The 14,789-nt window shown below is 30.2% G+C and carries 13 protein-coding genes; 4 read left to right on the top strand and 9 right to left on the bottom strand.

From position 1 onward, the window contains the following. Window positions 1–7 precede the first annotated feature (7 nt). A complete protein-coding gene (locus tag J2Z42_RS01860; RefSeq protein WP_209700655.1) occupies window positions 8–1,843 on the bottom strand; it encodes an ATP-dependent helicase in 1,836 nt (611 codons plus the stop codon). Between the two features lie 142 nt (window positions 1,844–1,985). Here J2Z42_RS01860 and J2Z42_RS01855 point away from each other — a divergent pair, with 142 nt between their 5' ends. After that, window positions 1,986–3,467 (top strand): nicotinate phosphoribosyltransferase, encoded by a 1,482-nt coding sequence (locus J2Z42_RS01855; RefSeq protein ID WP_209700654.1) that lies wholly within the window; start codon window positions 1,986–1,988, stop codon window positions 3,465–3,467. Window positions 3,468–3,678: 211 nt separating this feature from the next. On the opposite strand, the gene J2Z42_RS01850 is transcribed toward J2Z42_RS01855, so the two are convergent. Further along, entirely contained in the window at window positions 3,679–4,287 is a 609-nt protein-coding gene (locus J2Z42_RS01850; protein ID WP_209700653.1) for an NUDIX hydrolase, read from the bottom strand. A gap of 104 nt (window positions 4,288–4,391) precedes the next feature. On the opposite strand from J2Z42_RS01850, the gene J2Z42_RS01845 reads away from it, so the two are divergent. The 3 genes from J2Z42_RS01845 to gltX all read left to right on the top strand — a co-directional run bounded on the left by J2Z42_RS01845 (window position 4,392) and on the right by gltX (window position 8,885). Then, window positions 4,392–5,651, top strand: coding sequence for a D-alanyl-D-alanine carboxypeptidase family protein (locus J2Z42_RS01845; RefSeq protein ID WP_209700652.1), 1,260 nt, complete (start codon window positions 4,392–4,394; stop codon window positions 5,649–5,651). Window positions 5,652–5,748: 97 nt separating this feature from the next. After that, window positions 5,749–7,263 (top strand): MBL fold metallo-hydrolase RNA specificity domain-containing protein, encoded by a 1,515-nt coding sequence (locus J2Z42_RS01840; RefSeq protein ID WP_209700651.1) that lies wholly within the window; start codon window positions 5,749–5,751, stop codon window positions 7,261–7,263. A 164-nt stretch (window positions 7,264–7,427) separates the two neighbouring features. Beyond that, window positions 7,428–8,885: a glutamate--tRNA ligase gene (gene gltX / locus J2Z42_RS01835; RefSeq protein WP_209700650.1), complete on the top strand. Its 1,458-nt coding sequence runs from the start codon at window positions 7,428–7,430 to the stop codon at window positions 8,883–8,885. A gap of 44 nt (window positions 8,886–8,929) precedes the next feature. On the opposite strand, the gene J2Z42_RS01830 is transcribed toward gltX, so the two are convergent. From J2Z42_RS01830 to J2Z42_RS01800, 7 genes are all read right to left on the bottom strand, one after another. Further along, window positions 8,930–9,343, bottom strand: coding sequence for an acyl-CoA thioesterase (locus tag J2Z42_RS01830; RefSeq protein WP_209700649.1), 414 nt, complete (start codon window positions 9,341–9,343; stop codon window positions 8,930–8,932). A 29-nt stretch (window positions 9,344–9,372) separates the two neighbouring features. Continuing rightward, entirely contained in the window at window positions 9,373–10,236 is an 864-nt protein-coding gene (locus J2Z42_RS01825; protein WP_209700648.1) for a hypothetical protein, read from the bottom strand. 77 nt (window positions 10,237–10,313) lie between these two features. After that, window positions 10,314–11,744, bottom strand: coding sequence for an adenylosuccinate lyase (gene purB / locus J2Z42_RS01820; RefSeq protein ID WP_209700647.1), 1,431 nt, complete (start codon window positions 11,742–11,744; stop codon window positions 10,314–10,316). A gap of 119 nt (window positions 11,745–11,863) precedes the next feature. Beyond that, window positions 11,864–12,412, bottom strand: coding sequence for a pyruvate kinase alpha/beta domain-containing protein (locus J2Z42_RS01815; RefSeq protein ID WP_209700646.1), 549 nt, complete (start codon window positions 12,410–12,412; stop codon window positions 11,864–11,866). 84 nt (window positions 12,413–12,496) lie between these two features. Further along, window positions 12,497–13,498 (bottom strand): hydrogenase expression/formation protein HypE, encoded by a 1,002-nt coding sequence (gene hypE, locus J2Z42_RS01810; RefSeq protein WP_209700645.1) that lies wholly within the window; start codon window positions 13,496–13,498, stop codon window positions 12,497–12,499. After that, window positions 13,482–14,564, bottom strand: coding sequence for a hydrogenase formation protein HypD (hypD, locus tag J2Z42_RS01805; RefSeq protein WP_209700644.1), 1,083 nt, complete (start codon window positions 14,562–14,564; stop codon window positions 13,482–13,484). The genes hypE and hypD overlap by 17 nt, the downstream gene beginning before the upstream one ends. Next, window positions 14,561–14,788: a HypC/HybG/HupF family hydrogenase formation chaperone gene (locus J2Z42_RS01800; RefSeq protein ID WP_209700643.1), complete on the bottom strand. Its 228-nt coding sequence runs from the start codon at window positions 14,786–14,788 to the stop codon at window positions 14,561–14,563. Before J2Z42_RS01800 ends, hypD begins: the two co-directional genes overlap by 4 nt. Window position 14,789: the final 1 nt, after the last annotated feature.

Here is a 14,789-nt window from a genome sequence, read left to right as displayed (position 1 = left end):
ATCTTCATTATTGAGTTATAACTTCACATTCCTCAATAAATCTCGAAACTTTGACTGTCTTTCCGTTTATGGTTTTAACCGAGCAAAGTTCTAAATTTTCTATAGTCCTTGTAATTCCTACATAAAAAAGTCGTCTCTCCTCTTCTATTGATTTTGGAATGCTATTTGAATGTGGGATTATTCCTTCATTACAGTTGATTATAAATACATTTTTAAATTCCATTCCTTTAACTCCATGAATGCTGCTTATTATTACGTCAGCATTAGATGTTAGACTGTCTTTTATACTGTTTGAGAACTCTTCTACATATTCTAAAAAATCTTTTATGTTATTATAACCATAACAAGCATCTTTAAATTCTTCTATAATATCCTCAACTTCAGAAATATCAGTATTTACTTTGTTGCAATATTCTTTTAAATAATTGATATATCCTAATTTATTTAATATTAAATCCACCGCTTCATCCAGACGAATTTTACTTAATTTTGATATTTTTCTCTTAAGTTTTCCCATATTTTTAATTTGAAAAATAGGCAGCCCATCAATGCCTCTTAAGATGTCAAAACAATTTTCCTTTACAGGATATTTTCTTAATTTATGTATATTTATTTTGCTTACGTACCTATAAGGTTTATTTATAATTTTTATAAAACTATTCCTATCGTATTCATCTACAGATAATTTTAAATAAGCTATTATATCCTGACATATAAAATGCTCAAAAAAATTGTATTTTTTATCGAGGAACTTAAATTTTATATTATTTTTTAAAAAGCTGTCTATTATGCTTCTTGATTCTATGTTAGTTCTATAAAGTACAGCAATATCATTGACTTCAACTTTATTTATATCTATGAATTCTTTAATTTTATCTGAGACATAATTAGATTCATCAACTTTTCTTTCAAAAACAGAAAAATTTATTTTGCCTATCGTTTCTTTATTTTCTTTTATAATTTTTGAATTCCTATTCTTGTTATTTGATATGAGGGCTTTTGAAATATCTACTATATTTTTATTGCTTCTATAATTGGTGCTTAAAAAAATTTTCCTTCCACCATCAAAATATTTGTGAAAGTTTACCATGCATTCAGGGTTAGATCCCCTAAACGAATAAATACATTGATCTTCATCCCCCACCGCAAATATGGAATTACTATAGGATATCAATTGGAGTAATTCTATCTGAAGCCTGTCACAATCCTGAAATTCATCAACCAATATATATTTAAATAGTTTCCTATAATTACATAGAACATCATTCCTTTGCAAAAACAGCCTTTTAGACTTTAATTGGAGGTCATCAAAATCCATTAAACTATTTTTTGCTTTATATTCTTCATAACTTTCAAAACAGTCAATAAAAACACTCCTATCTATACTGCTATCAAAATTGTATATACTGCTATCCTGGTTCTTGAAAAAAGATATATCATTTAACACCTTTTTTACTTTTTCATCACTTACTGAATCCATATATAAATTCAATACATGTTTCACAATTTCATATGATTTTTCCTGTTCAATTATATTTATTTTTCCTGTATATTTTGATAGTATTTTATAGAAAAGAGAATGAAATGTTCCAAAAAAAGGGGTATTATTTGTTCCTTTTGAAATATTCAAATATCTTTTTTTCATATTAACAGCCGCTGCTTTTGTAAAAGTTATTACAATTATATTATGTGGTTTTACTTTCCTGTTTTCTATTAAATTACAAACCCTGTTTATGATAACCGTAGTTTTTCCAGAGCCAGGAGGCGCACATACCTCAACATTTTTATAATTTGTGTCAACTGCCTCCTGTTGTTTAATATCCAGATTATTGTCTATAAACATGGTAAATATCACTCTCCCAGAAGTATATGTAATCCATTTAAATCTTTGTATTGTAATAAATTCACTAATGTATTACAATGTGTATATACATAATTATTGTCATATTATGCATAATTAAAACACAAATAGAGGAGATTTTATTATGGAGTACATAAAAAATTTTGATGTGAGGAATGGCAGAAATCTCACCATGCTGGTAGATTTTTATGAACTCACCATGGGAAATGGCTATTTAGAAAGTGAAATTGGAAACAGAATAGCTTATTTTGATATGTTTTTTAGGAAAATACCTGATGACGGCGGCTACTGTATTATGGCCGGAGTCCAGCAATTAATAGAATATTTATCTAATTTAAAATTTTCAAAGGATGATATAGAATACTTAAAAGAAAAAGGTGATTTTTCGCAAAAGTTTTTAGATTACTTAGAAAACTTTAATTTTTCATGTGACGTATGGGCAATTCCAGAAGGAAATCCAGTTTTCCCAAATGAACCTCTTGTAACTGTAAGAGGACCTGCAATTCAAGCTCAATTCGTAGAAACAATGATACTTCTAACAATAAACCATCAAACTTTAATAGCTACAAAAGCAAACAGAATATCCAAAGCCGCTGACGGAAGACCTGTTATGGAATTCGGTTCAAGACGTGCCCAGGGATATGATGGCGCAATTTACGGTGCAAGAGCTGCCGTTATAGGTGGTTGCAGCTCTACAGCTTGTACAATATCAGAGCAAATGTTTGGCATACCTGCTGTCGGTACAATGGCTCACAGCTGGGTACAATTATTTCCTTCCGAATATGAATCTTTTAAGGCATGGTCAAAAATATATCCAGATAATTGTGTCCTATTAATAGATACCTACAATGTATTAAAATCCGGACTTCCAAATGCCATAAAAGCTTTTAATGAAGTACTTCTTCCTATGGGAAAAAGACCTAAGGGAATAAGAATAGACAGTGGAGATATAACTTATCTTACTAAAAAATGCAGACAAATATTAGATGATGCCGGTTTTAGCGATGTTAAAATTGTAATTTCAAATTCATTAGACGAATTTATTATAAGAGACGTACTAAGTCAGGGTGCTTCCATAGATTCTTTTGGAGTAGGCGAAAGACTTATAACTGCAAAATCAGAACCTGTATTTGGCGGTGTATACAAATTATCTGCTGTAGAAGATGAAAATAAAAATATAATTCCTAAGATAAAGATAAGTGAAAATGAAGGAAAGATAACCAATCCAGGTTTTAAAAATATTTACAGGATATATGACAAAAAAGAAAATAAAGCTATAGCAGACTTGATAACTTTAAGAGATGAAAAAATTGATACAAATAAACCTATTGAAATATTCGATCCTGTATTTACATGGAAAAAGAAGAAATTAAAGGATTATTATGTAAAAGAACTTATGGTGAAGATATTTAATAATGGTAAGTTAATCTACGAAAATCCAGATGTAATGACTATAAGAAATATTGTAAAAGAAGAAACGGCAAAAATGTGGCCTGAAGTTTTAAGATTTGAAAATCCGCATACTTATTATGTAGATTTATCAGACAAACTCTGGGATTTAAAACAGAATTTACTTCATAAATATTCTCAAACTTATGAAGAATAATCCTACCTAGTTCTTATTCAAGCTGGAGGCTTTGTATATATAATTTTTATATGACAAATCTCCAGCTTGGTTATTCTAATAAAAACTTTCTTCATCACAAATCCATTCTAACTCCATAATTTTTCTTCTTCTATATTAATATATCCAGTTTTCGTTAACAACCCGATCTAACGCCTAGTTTCATCCCTTTCTTTGATTGAAATAAATGTTATTAGTCGCCAGATACAATTATATCAACAAATCTCTTCATTATAAGTGCAGTAAAACCCCATATAACATAATTCTCATATTTGTAGAAATAATCTATTATCTTTCCCTGCCTGAACTTATAATTTTTTCCATCATTTATAAGCTTATACGGAAATTTTTCATCTAATTTTTGAACTACTGGAAGTTCATATGAATCCGGTTTAGTTTCTATAAAAAATTTTAACGGCACTTTAAAAATGTGGTCCACTTCAGTTTCATTAGGCACTATTTCTTTTTGTGAGTTTAATCTTGACACAAATGGGAACATAATAAAATTAAATGGAGTAACTACATAATCCATATCTCCTATAAAATCAATACTTTGTCTTGTTAGATTCAGTTCTTCCATAGTCTCCCTTACAGCTGCTTTCTCAGGGCTTTCACCTTTTTCTATCTTACCTCCAGGAAGACATATATCTCCAGGCTGATGGGAAAGTCCCATCGCTCTAACTTCAAATATTACATTTGGATTATCCTTCTCGCCGCTTAAAAGAATCATAACCGATGCTTTATTAAAATTTCCTATTATATTGGATTTTCTATTCTTAAATATTTTATATATATTATCCATACAAATCGCCTCTCTATAGTTTTTATTAAATTGTAAAATATAATTCTTAATGTTATACTCATATTATAATATACACATAAATTTAAATAAATGGAGTGACTTAATTGAACAAAAATAAATTTTACATAATTATTACATTTATAATAGTATTCTTATTAAACTTTGACAGTGTATATGCAAAAGATCAAGCTCCTACTCCATCGCCGCAAATATATGGCATGGCAGCAATTACAGTGGACATGCAAACTGGAGAAATTATATATGAAAAAAATATAGATAGTAAAATTTATCCTGCAAGTACAACAAAACTTTTAACAGCTTTAATTCTAGCAGAAAGTAAAAGTAAAAATTCAACTTTAACTTATACTAAAGACGCAAAAATGCAGCCTACTTCATCCTTAAATCGTGATATACATCCTATAGATATAGGCGATTCAATGTCTGCCGAATCTGCAATGGATGCAATGCTAATGCATTCTGCAAATGATATAGCTTATATGATAGGTGAAAATTTATCAAAAGATATTCCACACTTTGCAGATAAGATGAATAAAAAAGTTAAAGATTTAAATTTAAAAAATACCCATTTTGTCACTCCAAACGGCCTTCATAATAAAGACCATTATTCTACAGCCTACGATATGAGTGTTATAGGAAGACAAGCTTTTAAAAATAAATGGATAAGAGAAACAATAAATAAAAGTGCAATCACTATAAAAACTAAAAAAGGTATAAGTTTTCCTATAAAAAATACTAACAAACTCCTTGGTAAAGATGGATGTATAGGCGGAAAAACAGGATATACCGACCCTGCTGGCAGATGCCTTGTAGCAGTATATGAACGTTCTGGGAGAAAAATATTAGGTGTAGTCATGAAATCAGAATACGATCCAAATGATACCTATGTATTTAATGACATGGAAAAAATAATAAACTGGAGTTATTCAAAAAAGCCCGACATTCTTTATAAAAAGAATTCAATTATTGTAAATAAAACTTTAAAATATAAACCTTTAATTGTAGGACCTCATGTAAATATAACTATACCTATAAAAGTATCGGATAATGTACTTTATTACGAGAATGCTGTAAATAAGAACGAATTAAAACAGAATATAAAACTCAATAACCTAAATATCAAAAATTTAAATGGCACTAACCCTATAGGCACTCTCAATATAAAACAAAGAGAGAATTCAAAAGACTATAAATTATATTCTTCACTGGCTTCAAATCAGCTAATAAAAAAGGTCTTGCCTTTTTATATTGCGGCGTTTGTAATTTTATTCCTGGTAATACTGATATTCATTCTAATATTAAGAAAGTTTTATTTCAACAAATATAATAAAAATCCTTTATCGTAAGGGTTTTTATTTTTTATTTAAATATTTTTATAAATTCAATGTAATTGATTAGTGTAAATGTTATAATTTATATAATAACAAATGAGGAGGTATTATTATGAAAATAGAATTTTACGGTGCAGCAGGCTGTGTTACAGGTTCATGTCATTTATTGAAAATAAACGGGAAAAATGTACTACTCGACTGTGGCATGTACCAGGGAACAGATGAAAAAGAACGTGGAAATGAAACCTTTAATTTTAATCCTAAAGTAATCGATTACTTGATTTTAAGTCACGCCCATATAGATCATAGCGGAAGAATACCCCTTCTTTATAAACAAGGTTTTAAAGGAGATATAATATGCACAGAAGGCACAAAAGACCTTTGCAGTGTAATGCTTCCAGACAGCGGTCATATTCTTGAATCCGAAGCAGAGTGGCAAAATAGAAAGAGAACAAGACAGGGACTAAAACCAATAGAACCACTATATACTGTAAAATTAGCACAGGTTTCAATGTACCTTTTTAAAGGTTATCCTTATGATCAGTGGATTGAATTATTTGATGGCTTTAAATTAAGATTTAGAGATGCAGGACATCTTTTAGGATCAGCTATAGTTGAAATGCTTATAGAAGATGATAAAAAAGAAATAAAAATTGTATATACAGGTGATTTGGGCAACAAACATATACCAATTTTAAAAGATCCAACTCCTATAGATTATGCTGATTATTTAATTATGGAAACTACCTATGGAAACAGACTCCATACTAACTTATCCAATGAATTAAAAGATTTATCACAAATTATAATAGATACTTTTAAAAGAGGAGGAAATGTAATAATACCTTCCTTCGCAGTTGGAAGAACCCAGGAAGTTATATATGCATTAAATAAATATATTTCAGAAAATATACTGAGTAATATAAAAGTTTACGTAGACAGTCCTTTATCTTCTGAATCCACCGCCATATTCTCGAGATATCAAAAATATTATGACGAAGAAGCAAAAGGTCTCCTGAGTAAAGGTATTGATCCTCTAAATTTTGATGGTTTAACTTTCGTACGTTCTCCAGAGGAATCAATAAAACTTAATAAAATAAATAATGGTGCTATAATAATATCCGCCAGCGGTATGTGTGAAGCAGGAAGAATAAAACACCATTTAAAACATAATCTCTGGAGAAAAGAAAGCTCTATAGTATTTGTAGGCTACCAGGCAGAAGGTACACTTGGACGTAAAATAATAGATGGTGCTAAAAAAGTAAAGATATTTGGTGAAGAAATAGCGGTAAATGCCAAAATATTTAATCTTCAGGGGTTATCAGGTCATGCGGATAAAAATGGACTCTTTAACTGGCTTTCTAGTTTTAAATCAAAACCAAAAAAAGTTATACTTGTACATGGTGATGAAAAAGCTTCAAAAGATTTTAGTGATCTTCTAACTTTAAATGAATACTCCACATTTATACCTCACCCTGGAGATACATTTATTCCAGGTATGGTTCCTCAAAAATTTAGTATTGTCAGAAATAAAATATTATCTGTCCTGGATTCTATAGACGATTTAGACTCTTGTGATAAAGAACTTTTACTAGAAAAAATAAGTTCTGAAATACGCAGCATTTAAATTATATTTTTTGTATTTTTAGATTATGCAATTTAATACCAGGTTGCCATATTTATCTTGACACTAAAACTTCATTATTATATTATTTAATAGTTAGATAAATTGTTTAACCTTTCGTCTTTTCGATGAGAGGTTTTTACTTTAAAATAATGGGAGTGACTATGATGAATAAAGTCAGAACAAGATTTGCACCAAGCCCAACTGGTTATATGCACGTTGGCAATCTAAGAACTGCTCTATATGCCTACTTGATAGCAAAGCATGAACATGGAGATTTTATACTTAGAATAGAAGATACAGATCAAGAAAGATTTGTAGAAGGTGCTTTAGATATAATCTATGATACTTTAAAGCTTACAGGACTCAAACACGATGAAGGGCCTGATATAGGAGGACCTGTAGGACCTTATGTACAAAGTGAACGAACAGATATATACTTAAAATATGCTAAAGACCTAATAGCTAAAGGTGAAGCTTATTACTGTTTTTGTTCAAAAGAAAGATTGGATAAACTAAGAGAAGGTGCAGAAAATTCAAAGAAAACCTATAAATATGATAAACACTGTCTTAATCTTTCAAAAGAAGAAATAGAAAAAAATTTACATGATGGAATTCCATATATCATAAGACAAAATAATCCTGAAACTGGAACTACTGTTTTTCATGATGATATTTATGGTGATATAACTGTAGACAATTCCGAATTAGACGATATGATACTTATAAAATCAGACGGATTCCCTACATATAATTTTGCAAATGTAGTAGATGATCATCTCATGGGAATTACCCATGTAGTACGTGGTAGTGAATATTTGTCTTCTGCACCTAAATATAACAGGCTTTATGAAGCTTTTGGATGGAATGTTCCAACTTATGTTCACTGTCCTCCAATAATGAAGGATGCTCATCATAAACTCAGCAAGAGAAATGGTGATGCTTCATTTGAAGATCTGATCAAAAAAGGTTATTTAAAGGATGCCGTACTAAACTATATAGCTCTGCTCGGCTGGAATCCAAGAGGAGAAAATGAGATATTCAGTTTGGATGGATTAGTAGACGCCTTTGATTACAAAAGCATAAATAAATCACCCGCTATGTTTGATGATGTAAAATTAAAATGGATGAATGGTGAATATATAAAAAAGATGTCCAAGGAAGATTTCACTCAAATTGCAATGCCTTATTATAAAAAAGTTATTTCAAAAGATTTAGACTTTACAAAAATAAGCGAGCTCCTTCAACCAAGAGTTGAAATATTAAGTGAAATTCCTGATTTCATAGATTTCTTTGAATCTCTTCCAGAGTATTCAGAAGATCTTTATGTACATAAGAAAATGAAAACTAACTTTGAAAATTCCATTAAAACTCTCGAAAAAATTATTCCTATGTTTGAATCTATTGAAAACTGGAATATAGAAAATATAGAAAAAGCTTGTATGGATTTAGTAAAAGAACTTGGTGTGAAAAACGGTATAGTATTCTGGCCTATAAGAACTGCCCTGTCAGGCAAAAAATTCTCTGCCGGCGGCGCTTATGAAATTGCCGACATTATAGGCAAAGAAGAATCTCTAAAGAGATTACATATAGGTCTTGAAAAATTAAAGAATGCAGCTAATTAGCAGTAAATAAAAAGTCATGAATTTTAAAATCCATGACTTTTTATTTACTGTAATGTCTGAAATTTTTTCCAAATTTCAGGATACTTTTTTTCCATATTTATTATCTTGAAATCATTATTTATAAAAGTTTGCGTTGTACCACCTTTTGCAAGCAATTCTCCACTTTTCTTATTTATAACCCTGTAATCAAATAATATCTTAACAGGAGTTAGCTCTTTAATTGAAGTCTTTATTTCAATAATGTCACCATACTTTGATGCTCTCATATACTTGCAGTGAGTTTCCATAATAGGCATCATTATGCCCATATCTTCTACTTCTTTATAGGTTATGTTAATTTTCTCTATAAAATCTCCTCTCGCCTCTTCAAACCATACATAATAATTGGAATGATGAACTATTCCCATTCTGTCAGTTTCAGCATATCTTACCTTTATATTAGTGTTGCTTATATACATAATTGTACATTTCCTCTTTTCAGTGTTATTTAATTTTTATCAAACAATTCCTCTATAAGTATTATACTACCAATGCTTATTATAGAACTGTTATCCAGCATAATAAAATTATCATAAACTTTTTTAATAACTGCTTCATGTATGAATTTAGCTTTTTCATTGTTTATAATTTCTATAGATATTTTTTTATTAGATATGCTTTTAAAATAATCTTCCATAGTTTTTTTTACGGGTTTACTATCAATTTCTGTTTTAATTAACTGACTTTCTGGCAAATAATCCTTTAAATAAATTCCAGTTATATTATTAAAAGGTATTACAAAAATTTTGTTATCACTATTTTGTATTTTTACTAAGGCTTCATCTGAGTATACAAGTAAAACATTATCTAAAGAATTTGATACAGAATATTTAAATTCTATCTTTATAGGCTTTCCATAAAAATTAGCCAGAAAATCGCTTATATAATAGTTATTAATTTTTGTGTCTGTATAATTTTTTTTATTTATATCTTCAGCTTTTTTAATCCCCGCAGCTTCGTTTGATTTGTTTGGCTTGCCAGTATTATTAGTCTTTTCTTCTTTTATATCAGCATCTATAGCTTTATCTATAATATCCTTTGCCTTTTCTTTTCCTTTTTTAATCAAGTCATCACCTTGAGGATTATTTTTCTTATTCAAGTGCTCAATATCCTTTTTTTCCATAAGATTATCTTTTAAAAAATCAATAAGTTTTTTTTCATCTATAAAAGGTTGATCCTCATGTCCATGACTGTGACCTTCATGATTTTCTTCCATATATCTTCTATTATATTTTTTTATCCTTTTCATATATCTTGGAATCATATAAAGTGCAAGTTGCATAAGATCATTCTCATTACTATGACTGCTCATATTAACCTCCAAACACAATTATCTACTAATATGATATGAATTTCTCCTATACAAGTACACTCCATAAAATAATTTTTCTAAACAGTTATTTCTGCTTCTTCTCCAAGAAATTCCCTGTTTTCATCAAGTAAAGGCTTGATAGCTGTATTTATAAAATCTTCTACCTGTCCTTCCGCTCTTCCTATAAACTTATAAGGATCTATAAGGCTCAATATTTCTTCTTTTGACATATTGAAAAATGAATCTCCTATTATTCTGTCTATGAGATCATTATCCGCACCTTCCATTTTTACTTTTTTAGCAGCTTCCATGGAATGTTCCCTTATTCTCTCATGAAGTTCCTGTCTGTCTCCACCTTTTTTAACAGCTTCCATTATTATATTTTCTGTAGCCATAAAAGGCAGTTCTCTTTTTACATGTGATTCAATAACCTTTTCGTACACTACCATATTTTCAGATATATTCATGTACAAATTAAGCACACCATCAAGTGCCAGGAAAGCCTCAGGTATTGCTATTCTTTTATTTGCCGAATCATCAAGTGTTCTCTCAAACCACTGGGTAGATGCTGTTATTGCAGGATTAAGTGCATCTACTATTATATATCTTGCAAGAGATCCCATTCTCTCACTTCTCATAGGATTTCTCTTATATGCCATAGCAGATGATCCTATCTGTTTCTTTTCAAAAGGTTCTTCCATTTCCTTCATGTTTTGAAGCAATCTTATATCATTGCTGAACTTATATGCACTCTGGGCAATTTCAGAAAGAGTATTTAGTATTATTGAATCCACTTTTCTAGTATAAGTCTGTCCTGTAACCATAAACTCTTTTTTAAATCCCATCTTTTTAGTTACCATTTTATCTAAATTCTTTACTTTTTCTGTATCTCCATCAAATAGTTCCATAAAACTTGCCTGAGTTCCTGTAGTTCCTTTAACTCCCCTAAATCTCATATTATCTATTACAAATTGAAGATTTTCAAGATCAAGATATAAATCCTGTATCCAAAGCGTCGCTCTTTTTCCCACAGTAGTAAGCTGTGCTGGTTGAAAATGTGTAAATCCAAGAGTAGGAAGTCCCTTATACTTTAATGCAAATTTAGTTAAAAGATTTATTACATTTAAAATCTTTTTCTTAATTAAAACAAGACCTTCTCTCATAATTATAAGGTCTGTGTTATCACCTACATAACAGCTAGTTGCACCTAAATGTATTATACCCTTTGCTTTTGGGCATTGAAGTCCATAGGCATAAACATGACTCATAACGTCATGTCTTACTTCTTTTTCTCTTCTCTGAGCATCTTCATAATTTATGTTATCTACATTGGCTTTTAACTCTTCTATCTGCTCGGAAGTTATATTAAGTCCAAGTTCCTTTTCACTTTCAGCAAGAGCAACCCAAAGCTTTCTCCATGTTCTAAATTTCTTTTCCTCTGAAAATATGTAGCTCATTTCTTTTGATGCATATCTTGAATTCAAAGGAGTATTGTATGTATCTCTCATGTTAAAATTCCTCCGTAAGTATTTAGTTTTTTTACACTTTTTGTTCATATTATAACATATAAAAATGGTTTTTCATACTTATACATTCGTATTTTTATTTTAATACTATCAATACTATTTTAGCAATTATACGGTTTGCAAATAAATTCATTGATCTTGGTATCAAATATGCTGTCTGCATGTGAAGGAGTAAGTATCATCGCAGTATCTGCTCCATGTGCTGAACCACCTATTGCAATAATTGGCTCTCCAAAAGGTATTAAGCCTGCATCTAAAGCCATAATAGAAACTTCTACACAAACTTTAGTTCCCTGCCCAAAGAACCTTAATGTATTTGCAATTACCTCGACAGGACTAATTCCACCAAAGGCCTTACTAATTCCTCTCTCTGCACCACTTAATACATGGGTAGTTGTAAGCACTTTTATTCCATCATTCTCAAGTTCCCTGCGAACCTCTTCAGGAAGTTCATTCTTTCCTGGTTCAGGATAACCATATGCATGTGTTACCGCTACAATATTTATTCCTTTATCATTCTTGAGAAGTTTTGCAGTACCTCCCTTTGAAGATGCTGCAACAATATATTTTATATTCCTTTCTACAGCCATATCTAATGCTAATTTTACAGTATTCTTGGTATTCTCCTCACCTTTTTTTCTAAAGTACATAATTGTATACCCCTTTTCTTTTATATATTTAACACTATCTAGATTATAATCTAAAAATTTATATACTTCCATAACTATATTTTATTAACATATCCTGGGCAGCATCTGTTGATCTAAAGTATTTAAAATCCTCTTTCCACCAAAAGAATTCTCTATATAAGCCATAGGATACTGTTCATCAGTAAAAACTCCTATAATTTTTGCATTTCTACATTGTTCTAGTTTTTTCATTTTTTGCAGCACTTCATCAGCCATATTGCTTTTTACTACTAATACAAGCCTTCCTTCACAGGCCATATATAATGGATCTAATCCCAAAATTTTATTTATTCCTTCTATCTCCCTGCTAATAGGAATGCTTCCATCTGTAAGTTTCACCGACAAACCTGCTATACTTGAAAGTTCATTTATGATTGTAGCGATTCCTCCCCTGGTAGGATCTTTCATAATTTTGATAAATGGATAATATTCTTTTATCATACTTGTAATTTTATAAACAGAAGCACAATCACTTTTAAAATCACCTTTTACCTTTATTTTATACCTTTCAAGTGCTATAGTTGTACCATGTTCTCCTATATTCCCACTAACAATTATCCTGTCTCCAGATTCAATAGGTTTTATTTCATAATTTTTTTCAATTGTACCTACCCCTGAAGTATTTATGAAGATTCCATCTACGCCACCCTTTTCAACTACTTTTGTATCTCCTGTTACAACTTTTACATTTGATTTTTTACATTGTTCTGCCATAGATTTAACTATAAGTTCAAAAGCTTTTGTAGGAAATCCTTCTTCTATTATGAAAGAACAACTTAAATAAATAGGCTTTGCACCGGATACAGACAAATCATTTATAGTTCCACAAATTGCCAACTTACCAATATCTCCACCCGGGAAAAATAGTGGTTTTACTACAAAAGAATCTGTTGTAAAAGCTGCCTTACCATGCTTTACAGAAAAAACAGCTGAGTCTATTCCAGAAGTCAAAATAACATTATTAAAGCATTTGTAAATAATTTCTTTGATTAATTCATTAGTATATTTTCCACCATCACCATATACTAATTTAATAGTTTCTTCCATAATATTTACCCCCATATTTATAATATACACAGCAGGAGCCTTCCGAGGACACCATACATGGTCCTACTGGAGATTCAGGAGTACACCTTTTAGCAAAAAAGGGGCACTCATAGGGAATCTTCTGACCCAATATAATTTGGCTGCACACACAGGATTCATTACTTTTTTCCTGTATAACCAGATTAAATTTTTTCAAGGCATCAAATTCTTCATATTTATGATTCAAATACAGGCCTGATCCATGCACCTGTCCAATTCCCCTCCATATAGAATTCCCTGTGGAAAATACTTCATCCATAATTCTACTGGCAAGCACATTTCCATAGGGTGTTACACAGGTTTTATACAAGTTTTTAAACTGCTTTTTCTCATTATCCTTCTGTGCTATTAAAAAATATATTGCAGATATAATATCCAAGCCTTCAAATCCTGCTACTACTGCTGGAACATTATATTCCTCAGTTATAAATCTGAAATACTCCGATCCGGTTATAACTGCTACATGTCCCGGGCAAATGATTCCCTGTACTTTATTTTTTTCGTTTTTTAATATTTTATGTAAAACCGGTCTCATAACCTTAAGGCCGCTGAGGACAGAAAAATTTTTTATATTGTTTTCCCTGGCTATTTTTATAGCAACTCCAATTGTTGGGGCAGTAGTTTCAAAACCTACTGCCAAAAATACCACCTGAAAATTTCTATTTTTTTGTGCAATTTTAATAGCATCTAAAGGTGAATAAACTATATTTATATTTTTTCTTTTTTCTCTTTGCTCTATTAAACTTTCTATGCTTCCTTTAACTTTCATCAAATCTCCAAAGGTTGTTAATATAACATCTTTTCTGTTTAAAATATTTATAGCTGCATCTATATACCCCTCGGGAGTTACACAAACTGGACATCCTGGTCCTGATAATAATTTTATTTTAGGATAAAATAATTCTCTTATTCCAAGCTTTGATATACTTTTAGTATGCGTTCCACATACTTCCATAATTGTAAAGTTCTCTAGTTTACTGTTTTTTATTCTGTCAACCAGTTTAATTAAAAGTTGTTCTTTATTCATATATTTTCTCCACTATCTATTTCACTTTTAAATATATTTTCCAGATAATCAAAATATTCTTTATCTATTTTCTGTATTCCAAAACCTGCATGTATTAAAACATAATCATCTATTTTGGGATTTTCTATAAGCTGTATATCCACTTTTTTGTCTATTCCCATAATGTCTACATCTGCTAAATTTCCATTAATAATTTTTATTTGAGCTGGTACAGCAAGACACATA

It is taken from the genome of Clostridium algifaecis (genome assembly GCF_017874415.1).
Taxonomy (GTDB): domain Bacteria; phylum Bacillota; class Clostridia; order Clostridiales; family Clostridiaceae; genus Clostridium_B; species Clostridium_B algifaecis.
Note: the sequence above shows the minus strand (reverse complement) of the source record. Positions and strands in the feature narration are given on the sequence as shown.

Excerpts from the sequence above, each read along its gene's own strand:
- J2Z42_RS01860 (WP_209700655.1), bottom strand. The coding sequence starts at position 1,843 with ATGTTTATAGACAATAATCTGGATATTAAACAACAGGAGGCAGTTGAC.
- J2Z42_RS01855 (WP_209700654.1), top strand. The coding sequence starts at position 1,986 with ATGGAGTACATAAAAAATTTTGATGTGAGGAATGGCAGAAATCTCACC.
- J2Z42_RS01850 (WP_209700653.1), bottom strand. The coding sequence starts at position 4,287 with ATGGATAATATATATAAAATATTTAAGAATAGAAAATCCAATATAATA.
- J2Z42_RS01840 (WP_209700651.1), top strand. The coding sequence starts at position 5,749 with ATGAAAATAGAATTTTACGGTGCAGCAGGCTGTGTTACAGGTTCATGT.
- gltX (WP_209700650.1), top strand. The coding sequence starts at position 7,428 with ATGAATAAAGTCAGAACAAGATTTGCACCAAGCCCAACTGGTTATATG.
- J2Z42_RS01830 (WP_209700649.1), bottom strand. The coding sequence starts at position 9,343 with ATGTATATAAGCAACACTAATATAAAGGTAAGATATGCTGAAACTGAC.
- J2Z42_RS01825 (WP_209700648.1), bottom strand. The coding sequence starts at position 10,236 with ATGAGCAGTCATAGTAATGAGAATGATCTTATGCAACTTGCACTTTAT.
- purB (WP_209700647.1), bottom strand. The coding sequence starts at position 11,744 with ATGAGAGATACATACAATACTCCTTTGAATTCAAGATATGCATCAAAA.
- J2Z42_RS01815 (WP_209700646.1), bottom strand. The coding sequence starts at position 12,412 with ATGTACTTTAGAAAAAAAGGTGAGGAGAATACCAAGAATACTGTAAAA.
- hypE (WP_209700645.1), bottom strand. The coding sequence starts at position 13,498 with ATGGAAGAAACTATTAAATTAGTATATGGTGATGGTGGAAAATATACT.
- hypD (WP_209700644.1), bottom strand. The coding sequence starts at position 14,564 with ATGAATAAAGAACAACTTTTAATTAAACTGGTTGACAGAATAAAAAAC.
- J2Z42_RS01800 (WP_209700643.1), bottom strand. The coding sequence starts at position 14,788 with ATGTGTCTTGCTGTACCAGCTCAAATAAAAATTATTAATGGAAATTTA.